Source organism: Vibrio sp. SCSIO 43097 (assembly GCF_023650755.1).
Classification (GTDB): domain Bacteria; phylum Pseudomonadota; class Gammaproteobacteria; order Enterobacterales; family Vibrionaceae; genus Vibrio; species Vibrio alginolyticus.
Genome location: NZ_CP071841.1, coordinates 760,376 through 783,711 on the forward strand (window position 1 = coordinate 760,376; position 23,336 = coordinate 783,711).

Annotated in this window: 18 protein-coding genes; 3 read left to right on the forward strand and 15 right to left on the reverse strand. The window is 43.8% G+C overall.

What is annotated here, in order from left to right; translation table 11 throughout:
• Positions 1-11: 11 nt before the first annotated feature.
• The 3 genes from tssJ to J4N40_RS19820 are packed head-to-tail and all read right to left on the reverse strand — an operon-like array spanning position 12 to position 2,607.
• Positions 12-512 carry a type VI secretion system lipoprotein TssJ gene (tssJ, locus tag J4N40_RS19810; RefSeq protein ID WP_005386118.1) on the reverse strand — a complete coding sequence of 167 codons (501 nt, stop codon included), beginning with the start codon at positions 510-512 and terminating at the stop codon, positions 12-14.
• The gene (locus tag J4N40_RS19815; protein WP_033906413.1) at positions 505-1,998 is read right to left on the reverse strand and encodes a type VI secretion system-associated FHA domain protein; all 1,494 of its coding nucleotides are present in this window, start codon (positions 1,996-1,998) and stop codon (positions 505-507) included. Before J4N40_RS19815 ends, tssJ begins: the two co-directional genes overlap by 8 nt.
• 9 nt (positions 1,999-2,007) lie before the next feature.
• Entirely contained in the window at positions 2,008-2,607 is a 600-nt protein-coding gene (locus J4N40_RS19820) for a hypothetical protein (RefSeq protein ID WP_005386114.1), read from the reverse strand.
• A gap of 503 nt (positions 2,608-3,110) precedes the next feature.
• Here J4N40_RS19820 and J4N40_RS19825 point away from each other — a divergent pair.
• Genes J4N40_RS19825 through J4N40_RS19835 form a run of 3 tightly spaced genes read left to right on the forward strand, consistent with a single transcriptional unit; the run spans position 3,111 to position 8,325 of the window.
• Positions 3,111-4,424 (forward strand): type VI secretion system ImpA family N-terminal domain-containing protein, encoded by a 1,314-nt coding sequence (locus J4N40_RS19825; RefSeq protein ID WP_186585412.1) that lies wholly within the window; start codon positions 3,111-3,113, stop codon positions 4,422-4,424.
• A 27-nt stretch (positions 4,425-4,451) separates the two neighbouring features.
• Positions 4,452-7,841, forward strand: a complete 3,390-nt coding sequence (gene tssM / locus J4N40_RS19830) for a type VI secretion system membrane subunit TssM (protein WP_033906411.1) — start codon at positions 4,452-4,454, stop codon at positions 7,839-7,841.
• A 31-nt stretch (positions 7,842-7,872) separates the two neighbouring features.
• On the forward strand, positions 7,873-8,325 hold the full coding sequence (locus tag J4N40_RS19835) for an Lrp/AsnC family transcriptional regulator (RefSeq protein WP_005373369.1): 453 nt from the start codon (positions 7,873-7,875) through the stop codon (positions 8,323-8,325).
• 54 nt (positions 8,326-8,379) lie between these two features.
• Here the strand turns inward: J4N40_RS19835 and tssG are convergent, their stop codons facing one another.
• From tssG to J4N40_RS19895, 12 genes are all read right to left on the reverse strand, one after another.
• Positions 8,380-9,378, reverse strand: a complete 999-nt coding sequence (gene tssG, locus J4N40_RS19840; protein ID WP_005373373.1) for a type VI secretion system baseplate subunit TssG — start codon at positions 9,376-9,378, stop codon at positions 8,380-8,382.
• Entirely contained in the window at positions 9,375-11,123 is a 1,749-nt protein-coding gene (gene tssF, locus J4N40_RS19845) for a type VI secretion system baseplate subunit TssF (RefSeq protein WP_033906410.1), read from the reverse strand. The genes tssG and tssF overlap by 4 nt, the downstream gene beginning before the upstream one ends.
• A 10-nt stretch (positions 11,124-11,133) precedes the next feature.
• Positions 11,134-11,544: a type VI secretion system baseplate subunit TssE gene (gene tssE, locus J4N40_RS19850; protein WP_250654680.1), complete on the reverse strand. Its 411-nt coding sequence runs from the start codon at positions 11,542-11,544 to the stop codon at positions 11,134-11,136.
• Between the two features lie 61 nt (positions 11,545-11,605).
• Complete coding sequence (gene tssC, locus J4N40_RS19855; protein WP_005373378.1) at positions 11,606-13,081, reverse strand: type VI secretion system contractile sheath large subunit; 1,476 nt, start codon at positions 13,079-13,081, stop codon at positions 11,606-11,608.
• 8 nt (positions 13,082-13,089) lie between these two features.
• Entirely contained in the window at positions 13,090-13,596 is a 507-nt protein-coding gene (gene tssB / locus J4N40_RS19860) for a type VI secretion system contractile sheath small subunit (RefSeq protein WP_005373381.1), read from the reverse strand.
• A gap of 26 nt (positions 13,597-13,622) precedes the next feature.
• Positions 13,623-15,197 carry a type VI secretion system protein TssA gene (gene tssA / locus J4N40_RS19865; RefSeq protein ID WP_250654681.1) on the reverse strand — a complete coding sequence of 525 codons (1,575 nt, stop codon included), beginning with the start codon at positions 15,195-15,197 and terminating at the stop codon, positions 13,623-13,625.
• Positions 15,184-17,184, reverse strand: coding sequence for a serine/threonine protein kinase (locus J4N40_RS19870; protein ID WP_033906407.1), 2,001 nt, complete (start codon positions 17,182-17,184; stop codon positions 15,184-15,186). Before J4N40_RS19870 ends, tssA begins: the two co-directional genes overlap by 14 nt.
• A gap of 237 nt (positions 17,185-17,421) precedes the next feature.
• Positions 17,422-18,366, reverse strand: a complete 945-nt coding sequence (locus J4N40_RS19875; protein WP_033906406.1) for a hypothetical protein — start codon at positions 18,364-18,366, stop codon at positions 17,422-17,424.
• Entirely contained in the window at positions 18,359-19,351 is a 993-nt protein-coding gene (locus J4N40_RS19880) for a DUF2169 family type VI secretion system accessory protein (RefSeq protein WP_053307562.1), read from the reverse strand. Before J4N40_RS19880 ends, J4N40_RS19875 begins: the two co-directional genes overlap by 8 nt.
• Positions 19,332-20,651 carry a hypothetical protein gene (locus tag J4N40_RS19885; RefSeq protein WP_064376246.1) on the reverse strand — a complete coding sequence of 440 codons (1,320 nt, stop codon included), beginning with the start codon at positions 20,649-20,651 and terminating at the stop codon, positions 19,332-19,334. Before J4N40_RS19885 ends, J4N40_RS19880 begins: the two co-directional genes overlap by 20 nt.
• A gap of 94 nt (positions 20,652-20,745) precedes the next feature.
• Complete coding sequence (locus tag J4N40_RS19890; RefSeq protein WP_064376245.1) at positions 20,746-21,228, reverse strand: hypothetical protein; 483 nt, start codon at positions 21,226-21,228, stop codon at positions 20,746-20,748.
• A 2-nt stretch (positions 21,229-21,230) separates the two neighbouring features.
• Positions 21,231-23,309 carry a type VI secretion system Vgr family protein gene (locus J4N40_RS19895; RefSeq protein ID WP_005373412.1) on the reverse strand — a complete coding sequence of 693 codons (2,079 nt, stop codon included), beginning with the start codon at positions 23,307-23,309 and terminating at the stop codon, positions 21,231-21,233.
• Between the last annotated feature and the right edge of the window lie 27 nt (positions 23,310-23,336).

The following is a 23,336-nucleotide window of genomic DNA, read 5'->3' on the forward strand; positions in this document are numbered from 1 at the left end:
GTTTCTATCCCTTAAAAGTAAACCTGTTCAATGCCGCGAGTGTTATCAGAAATTAACTCACTGCCCTCTAACTTGAGCTTGATGTAGTACTCGCTCTTCTCTTCAATAACTTCCACTTTTCGCCATGACGAACCATCAATATCACGAAAAGCCACTGAAAAACCGACGGCACGAGTGTCAGGGTCTAGAGTTAGCATTTCATGAACTTTTCCACCTGGCTGTATTTGATATTCGTAACGTTTGATGTACTCATCACCCAACGACGCTTTATCGCTCTCAAACAAGGCAAAGAAATCTAAGCTTCGGAACAATACTGGCGAACTTAATTCGTGAAGACGAAGAATAACTGGAGATGACTGGCCCCCATTTCTCACATTGAGTACAGGTGATGCCTCAATAACCAATTCAATCGACGAAGTTTCTGGTGTGATACCCGTGGACTCTTTAAATTGATCCCACATGGAACAACCGGACAACATGGCAAATCCGAGTAATACAGCGATACTACGCATGGTTTCCCTTAATCACTTTGTTATAGTTTTTCTTAATCAGCCCTTTTAAGGATGTTTCATTAAGCAGGCGACGATTATTAGTGTAGAAATCTAGGTATTCGGCCCACAGCTTTGACTTAGTTGAGAACAAAGACTGGCTAGCGACCCTGTTAGCAAATGCTACGGGATCGTTCGTTTCAGACTGTTCTAAAACGAGCTCATTCAGTGCTTTGTTAAGCATCACTTGGTGGTCGTTCAGCTCATCGAGCATTTGTTCAACCAGTTCATTTGGAGCCAGTAATTGCTGACTATTCAAAGTGAGCATTAGCTCTGCAATGTTCGAGTTAGCCTCACTCGCACTCTGCTCATCTTTTAACGATTCCACTTCGTGCAACTCTTTCTGTAGGTTATCAATACATAAACGCAAGCAAGTGCCCATTTGCTTGAATAACTGCGCCTCGTTTGTCATCAACTCTGGATTTCGAATACCCAAACCATCAAAAAACGCTTGCGCTATATCTTGAGAGCAAACGGCCGCATCAGTATCGACTTGTGCTTTCGTCGTGGTGTTTATCGCATGATGCTCCGTAAGTATTTGAAGTTGCTGATTAGTGTTAGGAGAAGGCGTAAAAGATTGGGTCATCTCTTCCCATTTTGACCCTGTATTAGCCTGCTCTACGACCATCTCAGTTACATTAGGCGTACGATGTTGTCTTTGAATCGCGCTATCTGGGGCTACTGTGCCAGGTTGCATCACCTCAGCTGAGGCAATATCGGCTCTATGTGGCTTACCGCTTTCTGGCGCTAATGCGTCATTGACTGATGCGTTACTCTTGGTTTCCGCAGCCATCCAGTCTTCAGGGATTAGGCTTGGTTGATCAAATTCGGAATATATACTGAAACTGTCATCGACCACCTGACGCGTGCTTTCCACGGTTCTAGGTTGTTCAGATTCTGTACGCTCATTATCACGAATTAAGTAATCGTCATCTCGCTGCATCGAAAAGTTAAGGTGAGCAACAGGATCATGACAATCAATGTCATCCTGTTTAGTCTCCATAAACAAATCTTCTAAGGCACCGACTTTTTCTTCCTCTTCGACAACCGCATCTCCTAGACTAACCAGAGGATCGCTAGATACTCGCTCAGGAGCAATATCAGCGGCGATGTCTAGTGTTGAGGTAACGTGCTCAAGAGAAACACCAATCTCATATTGCCCTAAAGAAATGATGTCGCCATCAACTATCGCAACGGGTTGATTTTTTAGTATTTTATTCCCATTTACCATTGTGCCATTAGTTGATACGTCACTTATATAGTAGGTATCTCCATACACGCTGAGCAAACAATGAGTGCCCGATATAAAGCGGTTGTGATCGGCTAAAGACACGCTACAGCTTGGGGAACGACCTATCGAACCACCACTTTCAGGCATTTCAATATGCTTTGCACCGGTGTATTCCTCTGGACACTTTGAGATAAATAAAACTAGCTGATTTGAGTACATTTACGAACCTCAAAAGAGCAAAGAAACTGATAGTTCAAGCCCACCAATTCCATCATTTACAACCGGAAGGATATAAGAGGCCTGCGGGATAATTTGTATATGGGCGTCAGGATTACTGCCTAACTTTATAGCAGTACCAAGGGTCACAACCGCACCTAACTCAAACTGGTCGATGTCTTCAACACTCTCATAACGATAGCCCTCTTGGTCTACTTGCCAGCGATTAGAATATTGCGAGTAACCGACAGACAAGCCCGCACCAACATATGGCGTGAAAACCCTCCAAGAAGTCAACGCATATTGAGGAACAACACGAAGTTCATAGTTCGTCGCTTCTTGATATAAGCCGTTTGCTGGCGCTTCAATATCTTCTGCTAGATAGTTTAGCCCTAACCACCAACGCCAACGGTTATTGTTTTCATCAATAGGACGAGTATGAACCAAGCCGAACCTAAGCGTATCCTGCTCACCACTTTTACCTTCATCGTATTTAATGCTATCGATAGTCAAGATACTGGTAGAGAGTCCATATCGCTCCCCTTTTGCCATTGCAACAGAAGAAAATAGACACATGGCTGAAATCAGCCCAATTTGACTTGGTTTTAGCATTTCGTCCCTCTAGGAAAACCGATATTCTACTTAGAGGCGAAAGATATCAATTATATTCTCTTTTTCAATAAGCCTAAAAAAACACCTATAATTTAATACATTTCAACTATCAGGTTGGTTGTTTTACCTACAAACAAAAACTAAAGAACCGACTACAGATTAAGTGACGAGACAGTAAATCTTTCTATTTAAATAGAAGTCACAGAATTTGATTGCTAATTGAACAAACCGTAATCTCCGATAACAATTTAGTTACTTTTTAATCAACGTTCTCATCTTCATATATAAGTTTCTTCTTATAAATATACTTAACTATTGATATTAATATTATGAACAAAGATCACACTAAAAGTAATTTAATTTCTTTTAATGAATTTTTATTATCTAATCCGCTTATTTTGTCTATAGAATTGCGGCAGATGTGCACTGCTTATAATTTAATATAACAGTAGTGAAATCCTATATAACTTAATACTTCTATATGATCAGTTGGAACTTTCTTTATGTTTTTTACCGACTTCGCTCGAAGACCAATCGATGAAAATAACCCAAGCGGCTCTAATCCTAATGGTTCTGAGGATTTTGACGAAATTAAACGTCAAATAAACAACCTGAATAAAGTCACAGGGAGAGTCTCGTGGAAAACGGTTCAAACACTCTCAAAAAAGATCTTGAGTACCCAAGCGAAAGACCTACGTTGTTGCTGTTACTTTACCGTTGCGTCAACCTATAACGACGGCTTAAGAGGCCTTGTTGAAGGGTTAAACTCAATACTTGATGTGTGTGTCGTATATTGGTTCAACGCGTATCCAGAGCATTCAAAGTCAAAGGCACGAATGAGCGCTATTGAATGGATGGTAGAGCATACTGAAAAACGAATTAATAAGCATCGGGCGTTACCAGAAGAGCTTCCATTGATAGAGGCAGCACATCAATTATGCTTGAGGATTGAGGAAGAGCTTCGTCTTCATTACGGTATTGAAGCGCCGTCATTAGGTCGCATTCGCCGTATTTTGAATCAATGGATTGAGCAGATAAAAGAACAACAGATTGCGGCTGAGTTACGCGAGAAAAAACAAGCCAACACTAGCGCTCCTGCAGCAACGCAGAAGGCACCTGAAATTAAAGTGAATGTGTCTCCCTCTCCGGCACCGGTGTCATTACCCAACCTAAATAGCCAAGAGAAAGCATCACCGGCAAAGTCTGGTCGATTTATGATCTACTTCGTTATTGGTTTGATTGTTACTGCGATATGTTCACATTTCATGTACGAGCAACAACGTTATCGAACATTGGAACAAAAAATTAATCAAGCTTCACTTAATGAACTTGTAAATTTGGTCGCCTCGTTAGATTACGAAAATAAAAAATATGCTCAGTCATTGAAAACGCAGGCCATTAATCGTGTCGATATTATGATGAATAACTGGTTTTTAGACTCGGCAAAAGTAAGTAACGTCAGCGAGCTCGATAGCTTGACCAATGAATTAATCGCAATCTATCCGGATTCGTCTTCTGCACAGCAACTACGTCAGAACTTTTTGACACAGAGCGCCCATTTAGAAGACCAGTTTATGGATGTTTATAAGCGATTCTCAGACGCAAGAACGGTGTTTGCCAACGTAGCTAGACAGAATGTAGATAAGAACTCTGAAAAGGCGTACGAATACAGTAACTCGTTATTCCCGCTTTTAGGTCGTATTGAATACGCTGAAAAGTATTCACAGCAAAAGGAAATTGACCGCGCAACCCTTTTACTGAACATCTACCTATATAAATTGAGTCAGCTACAAGCTGAAAAAACTGACAATAAATAACAATACAATTAAAGAAGTTTTAGGCTTATGTTCAAACAAAAACTGTTTAGAAATCCAGTGGTGATTTCTACCATATTGATGTTTTTAGTGGCTGCAATTATCACCACTATTTATCTGCTTTTTCTTGACGAAATCGATCAAATTTATCTTTGGCTGACCCTTGGTGCTATCGCCATTGTTTACGTCATTTTTCAATTCACATTATGGTTGAAGAAAAAGAACAACGCTAAAGCTCAACATTTGGAAACCGAGGAAGAAGCACTTTCTATGGTTATCCAGCCTCTTCTTGCTAACTCAGGCAAGAAACCAATTTACCTGATGCTTGGTAATAAAGGGTCAGGGCGACGTCAATTTTTATTTAATTCTAGTGCAATTAAACCGATGGATCGCACTAGAACCGCTAAGAATGACTTTTTTGAATGGTACGAATCTGACAGCGCTGTATACATCAAACCAGACCAACGCTTAGTGTTCCAGGAAGTATCAAGCAGTGATGCTTCTTTATGGAATACGTTCATTGAAGAAGTTATTCATCATCGACCTAGAAAGCCATTTTCTGGGTGTCTATTCTTCATCGATTTCGAGTTCATGATCGTCTCTGAGCCAGAACAAAAAGAGTACACCATTTCGTCGTTATTGGCGCGCTTGAGTACCATCAACTCTAAAACGTCTTCAGCATTGCCAATCTATTTGATTATGTCAAAGCTAGACAAGTTAGATGGCTTTAAAGAATACATGCACTTTAGCTCTCTCAAGACACGTGTTGAGTTCCTCTCTATCCCACTAAAAGAAGCCAAGGGTGTATTTGCAGAGTACTACCGCGATAGCTATCGAAATCTAGTGAGAGTGCTTGAAAGTAATGCGCTAGATGCATCCGCTAATTCAACGGACATTGATGAGAAACAAGCAATACTCGCTTTCCCTAAGCAGTTTGAGCTATGTCAGTCTGAAGTCAGCTATGTGCTTGAGCGTCTATGTGATGTTAACAACGGTGTCTATTCACTAGACATCCGTGAGATTTTCTTTAGTTCGAGTCTGCAAGGCGGTCGCAAGTACAATTTGCTTGCAAAAAGTTGTAGTAATTACTTCAACTTACCTATTATCGCGTCAGAGCATACACAGTTAACAGAAACGCCTTATTTCTCTCGCTTTCTGATTGATTCACAAATATTGCCGGAAAGCGACTTTGCGGGCGAAAACAAGACGTATCTTCGTCTAATTCAGAGACAAAGCCGTTTGGCAATACTCGGCTCTATTATCCTGCTTACTGGGGGCAGTTACTTCTTTTTCACGACATTAGACAGTAACTTACACGTGATGAATCAACTCTTGAGTATCGATGACAAATCGCAAGTGGAGCAAGATGCAAGATTCAATGAGCTTTTAGCGAAGGCGACGAAAGCAATAGAGCCTTCTTATGGGGCGTGGCTTAAAGGTTCTAAGGCTTTGGATGAAGAGATATTACCACTCAACATTAGCCGTTTGGATCAAAGCACTCGCATCGCTTACGAAGCATTACTTAAGGACGTTGCTCAACAGTTGATACCTCTCATTGAGAAAGGTTACCGTCTACAACTGACACAAAATCAAAACACTTTTACACGCGCTTTACCTCTATTGAAGGGGTATCTAATGCTAAACGATCCAACAAAGCGTGATATCCGTTTTTTGCGTCATCAAACTCTCCAAATGATGAACGATTTGAGCAACCAAAGTGACGTCGTCAATCAGGCGATGCGCTATTTGGACGCTTACTTTCGCACACAGTTTGATCCAATTGATATCAATATGGATCTTGTTCGCGCAACACGTCGCTCACTGCTAGCAAATTCGAATGTTGATCTCGTTTATGCAGGCATTTTAAACGAAGCAAATTCGATTGATTTAGGAACCCTAGATCTGCAACGAGCTGTGGGTTTTGAGTTTAGCAATGTATTCAACACACCAATCGATAGTGAACGCTTGATCGTAGATAAGATCTATACCTCCACTGGTTTTAGTACTTTTTATCGACCACGCGTGGACCTAATGTCACAACAAGTCATCAGTGACAACTGGGTTTTAGGTCTGTCACAACACGTTATTCCTACTAGTGAAGAACAAGAAGCCTTCAAAGAGGAAGTACGTAAAAAATATACTGACGACTACATCAGTAATTGGCGCAATGCGCTGAGTGAACTAAAAGTCCAAAACTATGACAATGTCGGCGATCTAACGAACGCGATAGACTTAATCTCGGGCCCTTCTTCACCAATGACAACCGTACTGAAGCAGGTCTATGCCAACACACAATTTTCACCCGTTGGTGAAAAAAATGCTCTGATTTCAAAACTAGACCCGAAACTCGTGGCAGCGGCAGACTCCGCATCAGACGCAGTAGAGGAAGTAGTTAAGCCTGATTACTTGTTGATGAAACGTGTTGAACAAGCTTTTCACTTATTAAACCAACTTCAGGTCAGTGAAACACCAAACTCCCCTACTCCTTGGGATGAGACCGTAACAGCGTTAAGCCGTGTTCGCACTTATATGAAAGACATCGCTGATGCACCTGACCCGCAAATGGCGGCGCTAGCGGCAGCTCAGCATCGAATGAACAGCAGTGAAGCTGACCCATTAATCAAACTTAAACAGATTGCCCAAAAATCACCGGAACCCGTTCGTAGCTGGTTGTTAGATGTGGTTCAACAAAGCTGGTCAGTCATGATTAAAGAGTCCGCTAAAGGCATTCAAACCCAATGGTACAGCGAGATTTACACCAAGTTTAAAGAGATAGGGCTAGGACGATACCCATTTGATCTAACAGCGACTGAGGAAATCTCAATTGAAGATTTTGAATTACTGTTTGCTTCAGGTGGCTTGTTAGACACATTTATTCAGAAAAATTTTGCACCGTTCTACGATACCAATTTGTGGACGCCAAAACAGGTGGATGGCGAGACGATGCCAATCTCTCCGGCTCTGTTAGTGCAACTGCGTAACTATAACGTTATTCGAGACACATTAATTAATAAAAGCACTAACCGCGTTCATATTCCGTTTAGTGCAAGAGTACTCGATCTTGATTCTAGTGCGATTAGAGCGAGCTTAAAAATTGCAGATACCAATATAAGTTACTACCACGGTCCAAGCCGCATTCGTGAAATGGCATGGCCACCGCAAAATGGTGACTTCAATATTAGTATCACACTCCAGGATGTAACCGATGAAGGCAGACAGCACGTTTTAAATAAGAGTGGTCAATGGGCGATATACAGATTGCTAGGTGACTCGACCTTGACAAACACTCATAACGGCAGCTTTGTCAGTGACATAAAAGTGTCAGGGAGGGACTTGAGCTTACGCATCACTCCGTTGACACAGAAAAACCCATTCACTCTTGCTGAGCTGTATAACTTTACGCTCCCAGAGTCGATTTAATAACAATATAAAAACAAAATAGGCAGAACACATGATTTCAAACATGACTTTACAAGGTTTAGATAAATTAGATCGAAAAATACTTTCAAGTCTATTGTCGAATGGGCGAGAGTCGATTGCGAATCTATCCCGAAACATTGGTTTGTCTCGAACAGCAGTAGCAGAAAGAATTAATCGTTTAGAAAAGACCGGTATTATCAAAGGCTATACCGCACAGATTCGCGTAGAAAATGAAGGGCGAAAAGCCGCTAGTTATCTACTGATCTCTTGTGAAAAGGGTAAGAAGAATGATGTAACGAATGCACTTAAAGAAATCCCTGAGGTTCGCTTAACGAGCGTTGTTGGTGGCAACTTTGATATTATTGCCCTAATTGAAGCGCCCGACCTGCAGTCTATTCATCATCTTTGTAATGAAATTGAATCATTTAACGGCATTCAAAGGCTTGATACTACCGTTGTACTGCATCAGCCGATCAGTCGTTAAGCTTTTCTGACCTCTTCGAGGAAAACATAAAGGGCCGCTCGTTGAGCGGCTTTCTTATATGCTTCCGATAAGTCGAATTTTGGCGTCTTTATCACCTGGGTTGCCAAGCCAGAACGTTTGACCTAGTTGGTTCCCTTCTCCATTACCCAGTTTGTTTTCTGGAATACTGTCTAGGTTAACTGTCAACTTTAGGTCCCACGACATTGGGTCACGCAGAATAAAGCGCATCAAGCCCACCAGCGTCTTATGTAACTCACCATCGTAGGAAAACTGCTTAAACGTTTCAAAATCAATGTTGTCGATACACAAGTTAAACTTGCCGTTCAAATCCGCAATGCTTTGTCCCAAGTGTAAGCTTTGCCCCAATACACAATTGGAACGATTGAGTTTGTTACGCTGGCTTTCAGCGATTTCTACGCGTCTATAAACCCATTCTTCGATTCGCACATTCGGCAGTGAAAAGTAGTGCGAAACAATACCGGAAATAAGCTTAGGTGAACGTGTACGCGTAGATAACTGGTTCACGTAAGACAGAACTTTCGCTCGATCTAACTCCGCGACTTCACAATCTTGCATAACACTAGAGAGACCAGCCAAATGCAGTATGCGCCCAGAAAACGCATCGCTTGCCCCGCTTTTGTACTGCACGTGATATCGGTATTTCTTCCAAACACGATACAGTAAGCTTGTATAGCGGTTGTGGAAAAAGTCGAAGAAATCCTTCACTGGGTTATCATCGGGATCACGACCGACGAGTTTCTCAGTGTAAGACGCTGGCAGGGGCGAGCTTGAACCATGCAAGCCAAGAAAGTTCGTCTCAATACGTGAATATTGCTGTCCGTTTCTTTCCATATGAGTAATAAAGTCCATATCACTCTTTGGAAAGCACAGGTTTGGCGACACGCTGAACTCAATTCGCTCTTGGTGAAAGTATTTGTTCTCGCCCACGGCAACAAAATTTGAGTTTGGCTCCAGCTGGTAGTGTTTCTCTAACAGCAACACCGCTTGGTAGAAACTAAACTCATTCGACTTATCAGAAAGTGTGTTAATCATAGTATCGTCTGCTGCCCGATTAGGCTTGCCCAGTTGTAAACCTCGCCCGTCGCTTCATCGAACACCTCTAGTTCGGTAAAGGAGTTCACACTCGAATATAAACGGATAAATTCATTCAATACCGTGGCCATAAGGAACATATCGCCTTCATTTACGAAGAACTTAGAGTCCGTCACGAGCTTGAATTGGTTACCACGCACAGATACACCACGAAATACGCGATCGATTGGTTTCATCTCTGAAGAAATAATGCCATCAAGTCGATGAATCGACGCGCGGTGGGCTTGTCTATCGACTCGAGAGTGGAAGTCGTAAGTCGAGAGCAACACTTTCAACACATCGATATTGGCCAAAGACAAGTAGTTGAGCGACATGTTGGCAATCAACTGCCATTGAAGTTCACCATTAACCTGAGGACTTACTGACTGTGTTGGCTTAGTAATGTTTTTAAACGTCGCATACGTTGGCGATTTGTGCGTCGCGTACGTGATGTCCCCTACTGACAGGCGCTCCGCTAAGTCCGCGTTACTGCATTGCAGTTTCATCAATACTGTTTCAGTCCCTAAATCCGCGATGTCGCCATTGTGAGTATGGAATGAGATATAGCGCTCTAACCCTCTTCCGCTTACTCGCTCGCCCACTTTGGATTTGTAGAACTCTCGCTTATCACGCTGGTTGATTTGGTGCTCAAACGATTCAAATTCAATCAGTGGTTTTCGGCGACGCTCGTCTTTACTCCAACTCTCCACTTGCTCAATGGAATAAACCTCGTAATGCTCCTGAGTGTTACTTTGTGGACGCACCTTGTACTCGTTTCGTCGATGCTCTAAACGGATTGGATCGCCGTCTTTTTCAAACAAGTTAACCGCAGGTGTGCAGTGCAACCTTAAGTGTTTATCTTTAAGCACCACCTCTGAAGGCAAAGCACGCTTAAAGTGGAATTTGATTTTGACCGTACTGCGCTGTGGAATGCCTTTTAGCCACTCTAAGCCTTTAATGTCGAAGAACATGAACTTATCTGGCAAAGAGAAGAATTCTTGCAGCAAACGGTAGCCTGCAAAGGAGTTTTTGCTGTAGGGCAACAGCGCCTCGTCCTCTTCATGCCCGACTGGCTTAACGTATTCTGGCCCTAAACGATGTTTGTAGCCGCCACCAACATCCAACTCGAAGTAATCTAGATAACGGAACAGCCATAAGAAGACAGTGCGAGTAATATGAATCTCACCATGCAGGTGCAATCGCAGCGTGTCTAAACCTATCCGAGACAGCTCAAGGCCATGCTCCGTCGATAACGTTACATCAATCATCGAACTGGTGCGGCTGTTAGTTTGTTCAATGTTAGTAATCGTAATTGGGTATAGATTGACGTCATAACAAGTACGGAACAAACACTGCGTGCCTTCTACCTGCTCGCTAGCCATTTCCGCACCACGTTTCACCACGGTTTTCTCAGTAACACTTCCGGTATGCGGTTTTAGTTCGCTAATGCACAAAGACGGGATCGAACGCATGTAATGTGGCCACAGCAAAGTCATCAGAGATTGCGTTAGCTCAGGAAGTTCATCGTCAATCTTTTCGCGGATGCGTCCGGTCAAAAAAGCAAAACCTTCCAGCAATCGTTCGACATCTGGATCAAAAGTTCCTTCAGAGAGAAAGTGAGTTAACTTCGGATGATATTTGGCAAACTCACTACCCGACTCGCGTAAATACGTGAGTTCATCTTGAAAGTATTTACTGTTACTCAAGTGGCACCTACTAAACGTTAAATTGGCCGTCGGTTCCCATGTAGACATCGATCGACATTGGGACTTTACCGCCGTTATGGGAAACTTCGCCGCGAATACCAAAGCCGAGTTGTAATGGATTATGGTGGTCTTCACGGTAATGAACCTCGAGATTAAACAGTCGGGGCTCAAAGCGTTCTATGGTTGACGTGATGTTTTTTTGAATATGGCGAACGAGGTTTGTGTTGTTAGAAAGTACGTCGTTAAAATCTGGCAGACCATACTCATTGTCGATCATTGCGTTGCCGGAGTGCGTATTCAACAAGTCAGCGAGATGCGAGTGAATGGATTCAATCAAATGCTTATGAGACACCACTTTCTCGTAGCAGTTTTTTGGTTCTCCTAGCTCGATCCGCTCTAAAAGACGGTAACCTTTTTCCATATGCGATCCTACGAAAAAAGCAGCCAGTCTTCACTGGCTGCTTGATGGTTTCAGTAATGGGTTATTGGTCTAGCTTACCAACTAGAGACAAGTCGAAGCTTGCGCCCATGTACTTGAAGTGAGGACGTACAGACATCGATACTTTGTACCAGCCTGGATCGCCTTCTACGTCTGATACTTCAACCTTCGCAGCACGAAGCGGACGGCGACCACGAACTTCCGCTGGCGGGTTCTCTTGGTCAGAAACGTATTGACGAATCCACTTGTTCAATTCGATTTCTAGGTCAGAACGCTCTTTCCAAGAACCAATTTGCTCACGCTGTAGCACTTTGATGTAGTGCGCTAAACGGTTGATAATGAACATGTAAGGAAGCTGAGTACCTAGCTTGTAGTTCATCTCGGCTTGTTTGCCTTCCGGCGTATTCGCAAACACTTTCGGCTTTTGAACAGAGTTTGCAGAGAAGAACGCCGCGTTGTCAGAACCTTTACGCATGGTTAGCGCAATGAAGCCTTCTTCTGCTAGCTCATACTCACGACGGTCAGAAACCAGGATCTCGGTTGGGATCTTAGTCTCGATTTGACCCATAGCTTCAAAGTTGTAAACCGGTAGATCTTGTACAGTACCACCGCTTTGAGGACCAATAATGTTCGGACACCAACGGTACTTAGCAAATGATTCACTGATCTTAGACGCCATCGCGTACGCTGAGTTGCCCCATAGGTAGTTATCATGGCTGTCTGTCACTTGCTCATCGTAGTCAAACGCCTTAATTGGGTTATCTTCTACAGAGTAAGGCGTACGTAACATAAAGCGAGACGTACATAGACCTAGGTAACGTGCATCTTCGTGCTCACGCAGACCACGCCATTTCGCGTACTGTGGACCTTCGAATACAGACTTCAGATCTTTTAGGTTTGGCAGCTCTTCATAGCTGTCTAGGCCAAAGAATTTAGCCGATGCCGACGTGATGAATGGTGCGTGAGACATTGCGCCTACGTTCGCCATGTATTCCATCAGTTTGATGTCAGGCGAAGAGGCAGACATAGCGTAATCACAAATGACGGCGCCAACAGGTTTACCACCGAACTGGCCGTATTCACGTGTGTAGATTTGCTTGTACAGGCCAGACTTCACCACCTCTGGAGCGTCTTCGAAGTCATCAAGAACTTCGTCTTTCTTCGCAGAGATCAGTTCAATTTGAATGTTCTCGCGGAAGTCAGTGTGATCAACCAGGTACTTAAGGCCACGCCACGTTGATTCAATCGCTTGAACTTCTTCGTTGTGAAGAATTGCATCAACTTGCTTAGACAATTTTTGGTCGATTTCAGAGATCATCAGATCAACCAGAGATTGGTCGACTTTCTCTGTGTTCGAACTGCTTAGTAGCTCACTGATGAATGCTTCTACGCCGCGTTTTGCAACGTCAAAACCTTCATCACTTGGCTTTAAACGTGTTTCGTTAAGAATGCTATCCAGAAGTGAGCCTGATTCAACTAAGGCTGCTTCTTGTTCTGGCGCTTGTGCTTCTGCAGACATGATATCCCTTACTCTTCTTTCGCGTCTTGGTCGTTGCCAATGCTTAGTTCATCCAACAGTTTCTTTCTCGCTTCTTCATCTTGAAGAACCGATGCGATCTTCTTACGGAACGCAGGCACGTTTCCTAGAGGACCTTTAAGTGCAACCAAGGCTTCGCGAAGCTCAAGTAGGCTGTTTAGTTCAGGTACACTTTTCGCGATCGCTTCAGGTGAGAAGTCCTTCATGTTTTGGAACGTCAGATCAACACCAATCTGGCCGCCTTCTTCATCAGAAAGACGGTTTTCAACGTTGACTTTAACGTTTGGAGACATGCCCTCTAGCACTTCGTTAAAGTTGTCTTTGTCGATGTTAATTGGAGTACGTTCTTCAATTGGTGTCTCATCTGCACGCGCAGTAAAGTCGCCAACTACCATCATGCTTAGCGGCAGCTCTACGTCTTCTTGCGTATCGCCAGTTGCTGGAACATAACGGATATTAATTCGCTCTTTAGGAGCCACCGAGCCGTCACGTGACATAATTCGTTCCTTATCTAACTCTTTAATTAGTCGTAAATTGCTTTCCACTCTTCATACTTCTCAGGTAGAAGATCCTTGCTTCCAAATAACCGATGGAGTGTTTTTCGAATTAGGTCTTCTAACTGTGACGATAAGTGGGGTTCCCAGCTCGCGAGATTAAACGCTTTTTGTACTTCCCACCCCTTCTCAAGATACGGCAAACACAACGGGTATAATCCAACAGACTGGTAAGCTGCTATCAATTGTAAATACAGCATGAACTGCCCTCGTCCCGAGCTATCCAGCTCAAGTTTGTGGGCAAGCTCTGCGGCACATTCCCCTAGATTTTCTAGAGTGATATCCTCCATTGGCAGCGAGTCTTCCTGCGAAATCACAACCGTTTGAGCAACGGGTTGAGAAGTCGAAGAAGTAGTATCTTGAGTCGATAACCAGCTCAAGGTCGCTTCATCTGCAAATGGTATAGAATTCTTAAATGAGAGGTGCTCGATGCCCTCTAGCGATTCAACAAAACGCGTCACTTCTTGTTTCACAGCAAGCGCTGCATCATCAAAGCCCAAGTTATTAAGCATCGAATACACGAAGTAATGGCCCGTCAGCCAAAACGGCGCATCCGTTAATGTGCGCTCCAAACGCTTAATGGTGTCGATGTCGCTTTCTTGTTCAGCTTTATCTCGGTATTCCGCTTGTTGATCGGACGACACTGCCAAGCTCAAAGGCGTTTGATTATTTTGGTGGTCGGGTAGACCATCAATGTCATCCCAAGTCAGATGACGATAAATCCGGTAAGCCAGCGGATCACTTGGGTTCGCATGAAGCATGACTTCCGCAACCTTCTTCAAGGTGCGCTTAGAAGCCGTAGGCGAAGAGAAGTCCGTATCGACATCGACTTCTTTTGCTACCGCTTTCTTAACTGGCGCAGGTTTAGGGGCCGGCGGAACCGCCTTCACCGGTGCGGTTTGCACTTCATTCTGCGCTGGCGTTTCTTCGGCAGCAGACTGCGTAGCTGGTGCAGGCGCCGCTTGTTCAACGTTAACGACTGCATCATCGCTCTGCTCATCAGCCGCCGCTTGTTGAGATAAAACATTGAGTTGAGTGCGAATCTCAAAGAAATCCGCTTCTGAGTCTTGGTAAACCTCGTCGTACTGGCGCTGCACTTCTTCAATAGTCGAAATGCAGTTTGATACCAAATCCCATGACTGAGCGCTTTCCGCTAACTTGCTGCTGACCAGTTTAAACTGATGGTTCAACCATTCGACCGCGCCATCTCGACCCCGCTTTCGCGAAGGATACAATTCAACGCCAAAGCGACTTAACGCCTCACTAAGCAGCTTTAGACCTTGTTCAAAGCCTTGCAGACCAAACTCTTCTGTTAGCGCGCGAACGAGGTAACAAATGGCTTTTAAGTCTTTACTGTGGTGCTCTAGAACTTCAGTCGCGTGCGTTTTTACCACGCTCCAATCTACTGTTTCGCCAAACAAGGAACCGAATTTCTTCACTTCGGACTCCATCATTTCGTAGCAAAACTCGTAACGGGCATCGTTTCCCACTGGAGATTCATCAGAAATAGGATTAAGCAGACGATCGATATCAATGTTGGACAAAATTCACGTCTCCTTCAGTCAAGTAATCTCTCAACGCACGCGCTACCGCAATTGCGCCATTTGCTGGCTTAGATAATCGATGGCTCTGCTCAATCGCATCTGACGCCATGCTATCTAGAATTTTCGTGATTTCTGTAAATTTACTTGGTGCATTCCGTTCTAAATCGGCAAGGGATTCATGTAGCTTTTGTTTGTCGTAAACGGATTGCTCCATCACGGTGCTAAACAAAATAAATTCGCTTCTTGCGACGATTAAATCCTTTATTTTTTTGTCTAGTTCTGGCGTATTACCGAAGTAGGCTTTGGCTAATTCGGCTTCTTCAATTGCTTTGGTGTAAAAGTGCGCCTCTGCATGTTTATCGATGGAGTCATTAATATTTTCCATCACAGCCTTTGGTAAGATTTGGTTGTAGAAATAGGCTTGTGACTGGTTTAACAACCATGTCTCTTTCATTTCATTTTCTGCGAGCTTAGCTTCACCATCTAAAATTAAGCGAGCAATCTGCTTATCTCGACTGCCAGCTATGGCAGATACTTTCATGGAATCGATAGACGCGACATTTAACCCAGACATCACTTTAGTCAACGCCTCATCCGCATATGGAAACAGAGCACCGTCACTAACAAGGGTTTCTCGCAAGGTGACAAGCTCCTTACGTAATTCGACTAATGCCATTGGTAAGCCATCCGCTAACGATTGATACGACGTTAACTGAGCCTGTTTTTCTTCATATAAATTCGAGAGGCTTAACTGCTGAGCTTGATATGCTGTTCGATAAGCTACTGTCATATCAATACTCTGAGTAGCTTGAGACAATTCTTCTTTGATTTTCCATGGAGGCTGAGCCAAAAAAGAAGCCGTTTCAGAGGGCGTAATAACGTGAGTTACAGTAGTGACACCTCGGGAAAAAATGGCATCCAATTGATCTTTATTCTGTTGATACAAATAACTTCCTGCTGTTGCCAGCACACTCAACACTAAGCTCGCCTCTAATATTTTAAAGCGACCATACGCCGTTTTATCATTTGGCTTACAGTGTGTAAGCAGCAAGTCCGCGTTACGCAAGCTACTGAAAATTGGTGCGTTAGAATTTGAGCTAATTGATTGCGTATCGATTCGCGCTAACTGTTGAGCAAAAGAAATAGCGGTATAGCCATGCCCTCTTGGTTTGTTGATGACTTCTTTCAGCAATTTCCAAATATGAGCCGGGATCAAAGCCGGACGCTTTCGATCTTTTAACTGCTTATTCCAAGCATCACCAAATATTGATCCTAAAAATAGGTGTCCAGCGAGCAAAGCGAGAGAGTAAACATCATCTTGCGGTTCCGCGATGCCAGTTTCTATATAAAGAGGGGAAGCGTAGCTCAAGCTTGCTTCTGCGTAAGGTTCTGTCTCTCCAATGTAACGAGCAGCGCCGAAATCAATGAGCTTAACGTAATCGCCTTCACTCACTAATACGTTAGATGGTTTAATATCAAGATGGCAGATACCTCTTGTATGCATAAACTCTAGAGCGCCAGCGAGTTGATACACCAACCAAGCGATGTGGTCGTGGCGGAAGCCTTTAGAAGAATGACGCTCCATTTTTTCTGCCAGTGATTCACCTTGGATCCACTCGTACATCAAATATGGGCGTTCGAATTCGTTGCCGATTTTTACAAAGTTAGCCACGCTAGGGTGTTGAGAAAGCTCCAGCCTGCTCGCTTCGTTAATCAACATTTTGCTCGCAAATTCTGGCGAGTCATCATTGATAACTTTGCAACAGATTTGCTTCTCTGGCTGCCCTTTTTTTGCAAGATGGTAAACCGTTGTCTTACCATTTTTAGAAGGAAGCTTGTCTAATACATCAAACTGTGAAAAAAGCACGTACTCAAGCTTCGGCTTATTTTTTTCTGCTAGCCTTTGCTCATTCAGTTTCTTTTTCTCAATAGCTTTAACAACCAACTGATCGATATATCCTTTGGCTGTACTCTGATTATTAGACACTTAGTACTCTTTCATAGAATAAATATTATTAGAGTTGAATAATATTTTCTTGAACGTACTTGTATCAAGGTTGGTATTTAAAACAAACAGTAAGCCTATTATTTTAGTTATTATTACTAACTTATTAGACCTTTTTACTTACGCTTTCACTGCATGAGTTATACGCTTTTTCGTGTTACAAACTTCAACCTAATAATATGAGTATATTTTCATTGCCATTTGATCGATGAGTGCCCACTAACATTGCAGTAATTGGAGAACTCCTTTGTCACCATGAAAGTCGAACATTAACAATGTAGTTGGTTGCTTAAAGTGGTGCTCTCTGACCGCAAAGGCAATTAAAGCGAGAGAAGAACAACTACCCATTGTGCCCCACAACTCATTGATAAGCTGCGGTTGTTCTGGGTTCGTGAATCGTTCTGCTTTCGCCCCCAGAGCAAAGCCGTAATCTTCCGAATGCATGCGCAGGTTCGTCATATCGGAATACACTTCACCAAATGAATCGAGCTTTTTACTCGCACGTTGAACAAGTCGAAACATGCCTCTTCGGTCTGAAGTGTTTAATTCCGTATCAATGTAGCCAAGCTGCGCTTGAGGCTTAAGTTTCAATGTTTCTACGGTGTTTTTTCGACAAAGAATTAAACCCGCCCCACCCTCGCTCGGAATAACGCCCCATGGATTATTGGTACTCATTACCATCGCATCGTCGATGAGTGTTTGCATCGAACTCACCAAGGAATCGACACTGATACACATCATAGCATCATATTTATCCAATGATTTCATGGCCTGGAGAACGAAACTGGGCCCACTGGCATGAACAGCATTCACCACAGAGAGAAATTCAGCATAGTTACTTTCACCAAGCCATTCTTGCACCTTTACTAGTGAAACAGACGCAGGCACAGCTATAAGCAAAGGTATTGGTCTCAATGAACGTGGTAACTGTGCTAACAATGAATCAAGCAAGTGGGTGATTAACTCACACGTTTTCTCAAACTGCTCACTTTCTTTGGTGTATTCGATTTTGGCGTAAGTAAAACGCTCGATACCATCATCCCCTACACATTGGTCGAATCTTCCTAAATCAGCATACGAAACTGCACTAGCAATATCTAAATTCATACCGGTTGGCGTCATCACTTCCATCCCTAGCACGTAACGGCCTGTTGAATTATGCATGCTCGCTTACCTCTTCCAACTTAGTGATCGATGTCGACACCAACAAATGCTCCTTGCCCTGACAAGGAAACGCAGCCGTGTAACTGATTGATATAGTTTTCTTTTCCGCATCAACGAATAAGGTGTACATCGCCATATCAGCTTGATAACTTTGACCTTTAAACGTCGCGATCGCACGGTATTTTTCTTTAGGAATTCGAAATGAAAGCGTGTCATCATGACAAAAACCACTCATCATCAAACGCTCCCCCCCACGAAGAAAGCCTTTGCACTGTTGATCAATAGGCGCGCTTTGGAAGAACCGCTTATCAAAATCGAGTGGCAACATTGGCTTGCGATTCTCAATCCAATCGTCATCGAACGTGCCGGCCAGCTTCTGGCGCGCCTCAAAGAACGGAGGCACTGGCCCGAACCCCGCAACGCGTAGTTTTTTCGCGGCGGCACTCCAGTCCTCTCGGGGATAAAAAATCGAGGGTACTTTCTGTTCAAGCAATTCTTTGTTGGAATCGGCAACACCACCGCCTATTCGGTTACGTAAATCACCGCCTACCGCGCAAGTGTAATCAATGTCTTTTTCAATAAATGGGACTGGGTTGCTCAGCGTTATACTACCAGCATGCTCAACCCATACTCGCTCCCCGTGAATAGCGAGAGTCTTATCGATATGACCATCAATCAGCACACGACACTCTTGGTATGTCACTGGCTTTTTCGCGTAGCTGCGCGCTTTGCCGTAAACAAGTACATCTGTGTTTTCTTTGGTATACGCGAACTCGTGGTCAACTTTCATCGCAGAGAAGCCTTCTTCGCCCAAATATTGGGGATCATCGAAGATTTCACTTTCACCTAATTCGTGCCAAACCACACCATCGAATTGCCATGTGCGTTTGGCGACTACAACCCAGACTTCATCGCCGTTTTCGTCACGTTGAAAACGACCTTTAAGTGATAGCTCAGGGTGCGCCTCAATATCCCATAACTGCATTGCTATTCCTTAAGTTGAATCGTTCGCTCGCAGAAGGTGCGGCCTTTAAATTGTTGAAGTTCCAGTCTTGTTGATGAATCGGCATTGCCATATCCCAAGGCACGTAGGCTCTGGATTGAATACAGAGTTGACGCCATAGCCAATCTCGGAACAGCACATCAACGTTAGCATCTTGCATCGCAGCTAACGTAGACTCGAAGCTCAATGCGTAACCCAAGCGGCTTGGTAGATTTTGGATGTATTTTTCATCTTCCACCCACTCATTGAGCAGATCGACGATCTCTTCCCATTCATACTCGACACCAACATCTTGCGGAGTCAGAGGAAGAAGCTTTCCGTAGACGACATACAAGGCTTGAAGCCAAATTTCACCTTCAGCTTCCTCCAGACTTTCCAAGTGCTCGATGATTTGGGGCACCAGTTTCCAATTACCACCCAGCGCAAAATCAACAGGTGCTAATGAAGAAGAGATATCAAACGCCTCAAACTCTTTTAACTCAAGTAACTTGGCATAAGTGAGCACTTGCGCTGATGGTAATCCATTTGGTTCGATGCCAAAGCACTGACGGAACCAAGTGCCTCTGTCACGTTTGGTAATCAAACGTTCAAATAGATATTGTTCGCTGCCTGCATTGTCATTGAGCCAATCAATCCCCTCTTTCACGTCTTGTAAAGCGAGCAGTGGCAAAGCAACATGAGAGCTAATGATGCTGGCTTTGTGCCAGCGCTTGATGAGAGAAACACTTAATGTTTGACGTACACGTAAGCATTCAAAGTAAAACGCACTGGATGTCGCATTACCCTCAATAAGCTCCGAAAGCGTGCTATCCATAGATTCAACCGGAGATTGTACGGCAATGACCATTGCGGTTTTAGCGTCAATATCTTCGAGTAAACTCAATCCGCACAAAAGGTTATCCAACTCTGAGCCCAACTCGCCCTGTAGCATCAGCCAGCTGTAGATTTCTGGCTCCTGGCCTCTTAACTGATGAATCAACCCCGGTGCTAGCCGATAAAACGACAAGTACACCTGCTTCAGTTCTTCAATTTGGCGTTCGATCAGCTTGAGATACGCCAACTCACTACTTGGATAACCCCTTTTGTGAATTTGAACTCGCTGCCTGATTAAAAAACCGATACTTTCAGAAGCAATGGACAGCTTTTCATTACAGAAATCCAGCCATGTTACTGGCAACTGGGAAAGGTCATTCACAGCGCGATCAGCTTTTGCTAACGCGCCTTCGACTTCTTGATTGGTTATGGGTGCCTTTAGGTGCTCGACACCGATTCTTTGTCGCATCTAGTTATCCGTTATTAGCGTGCCATAACGCGATTGCAATTAGTTAATACAAAGTAATTAGCTAACTCGACGTAAATTAGCTAATGCTAGGTAATTAGTTAATTGCGATCGTTCCGCCTTGAATTTTTTGTGCTTTTTCTGCTTGAGAAGTGACGTACTTCGCTTTAGTGGTAATTCGTCCATCGCGCCCGCTATAGCGAGTTTCTGTCTCACCACTTTTGACTACCAACTCTTGTTCTGTCTCGATAACCATCTTCTTCGCTCGCAATACAAACTCGTCAGAGTCATCCAGAATGGAGAAGAAAATGTCCGTCACAAGAGGCAAGCTTAAGTCGTCGTTCAAAAACTCAACTCGACAACTTAATCGATTATCGATAGCCATTTGCAGTTCAGAACGACGAAAGCCACGTCCCAGTCTCGCAGTGAGTGGCTGCTTAAATGGGTTACCATCAAAATCAACTCGCACACTGCCCGTAGACTCATTGATAGCCACTATTATTCCAAAACGCGAAAAGCAAGCCGTTGATTCGGCTTGCTGCTCTGATATTACTTCTGTTGTAAGAGGTTGTTTTTCCATTGTTAGTTAACCACTACGTTGCCACCTTTCACGACGACTTTGTCACTGCCTTCGATCGTAATAGCCGAGCCTGATAACTTTATTGAACCATCACTGTTCATCACTAAAGAGGAACCACCCGTTTTCAATACAATCTTGTCGCCACTGATAATTTGCGTTGCACCATCAGCTTTATAAGCGGTGTTCCCTTTCACTGATACCGTTAAGTTGCCACCAACCGTCTGGTTATCATCCGCACCAATATCTGAACTCTTAGACGCACCGATAGTAAGGTTACTGTTTTCGCCAATATCTAAGTCATCATTTTTACCGATCTTAGTCGTACGGTTATCACCAATTTCTAAGTCAGAATTGTTTTTCACATACTGGGCTTCGTTCGCGTTGTATGTAACGGTAACGTCTTGCTCGACTGTCTCCGTAAACGTACTGTTTACCTGTGTCGTTTTATGCCCATGAATGGTTTCTTTATGGTCACCATGAACTTCATTCGTTTGGTGACGTGCAACCTTCAAGAATTCATCTTGACCGATATCACGGTAACGGTTGTTGAGCACCTTGGTCGACATGTCTTTTTGAGCGTGAATATAGACTTCTTCTTGGTTCGCTTCGTCTTCAAAACTCAACTCGTTGTAACCTGTTCCTTTGTGCGTTTGCGTGCGGAACGTGGTACGAGTTTTGTTTTCTGGCAAAGAGTACGGTGGGAAATGCAAACCGTTGTAAACTGCGCCCGTAACTAACGGACGATCTGGGTCCCCCTCAAGGAAAGTTACTACGACTTCGTGGCCAATACGCGGCAAATAAACTGCGCCCCATGTTGGCGCCGCCATGGATTGGCTTACACGAATCCAACAGCTTGAATGCTCGTTGTTATCACCGTAGCGATCCCAATGGAACTGTACTTTCACTCGACCAAGCTTGTCGGTGTAAATCTCTTCACCTTCTGGTCCTACAACGACCGCCGTTTGAGGGCCATCCACTACTGGTGCCGCTAGTTTAGGCGCTTTAAACACCACATCACGTGGAATACACGAGAACTGGTTGTAGTAAGTGGTTGGCATACCACTCGCTTCATCTTCATGCACTTGCGGATCTTGACCTGTGTGCATTACGGACAACATGAGGTAATCGCGGTTAATCTCAGAACGCGGGTGGTCACTGACGTTAAAGCTGTAACCAGATGCTAAGCGCATTACGTCACTCGTTGCTTCCACTTGTTGATTATCGACTATGTGTTCCGACATCCACTCCGTGGTTCTCACCTGCCCCATCAGCGGGTCGACGTATCGTCCAGGATAATCAAACTGCTTGAGATCTTGGTCTAGCTCGCCAGCCTGTGTCATCTCTTGTGGAATTTTAGGGTGTTCGTAGTTGTAATCTGTGTACGTAACCTGTCCCGTTCTAACGCGGTTAACTAACTCGAGATCAGAGATATGTTCGCGATCGGCAACACCGCCACCATCGGCATGATAAACAATCGGCCCAATGTAAGAAGCATTTAGTGGCGAGCTTATCAAAGGTGCAATCGCGTCATTACTGTCGACAATGACCATCGTATGATTTGAATCGCTATGGTCAAAGTAATACCACATACCGTGTTCAGCCATCATACGCTGCACGAAGTGCAAGTCAGACTCACGGTATTGCAGAACGTATTCTTTTGGAGGATAAGTACCCGACACTTCAAATCGGTAATCGGTGACTGCTCCATCATCGAGTACTTCTGTGATGATGTCTTGCGCTGACTTTTGCTGGAAAATACGACAATCTTGGCGCTGAGATAAGAACCAAGCTTGAGGAACCAAGACTAATTGATAACGAGAAAAACGACGTCCAGTCCCTAAGTAACGAACTTCATTCACCACGCCGTTGAACACACGCGCAGCCCCAACACCTTGTCCGTAAAGTGTCAATGTTCCTGCTTTACGTATTAACTCATCGAACGAGATATCTGGATCAAGTGAAAGTAATGAGAGATTGATGTGGAAAGGCTTAGATAACTCTTCATGAACATGAAAGCTCTCAACCCGAAATTCATGCCCACATCCAGGCACTTCAAATTTAAATTCTACGTCATTCACCATATCTTTTACCTGATACAAATAATCGAA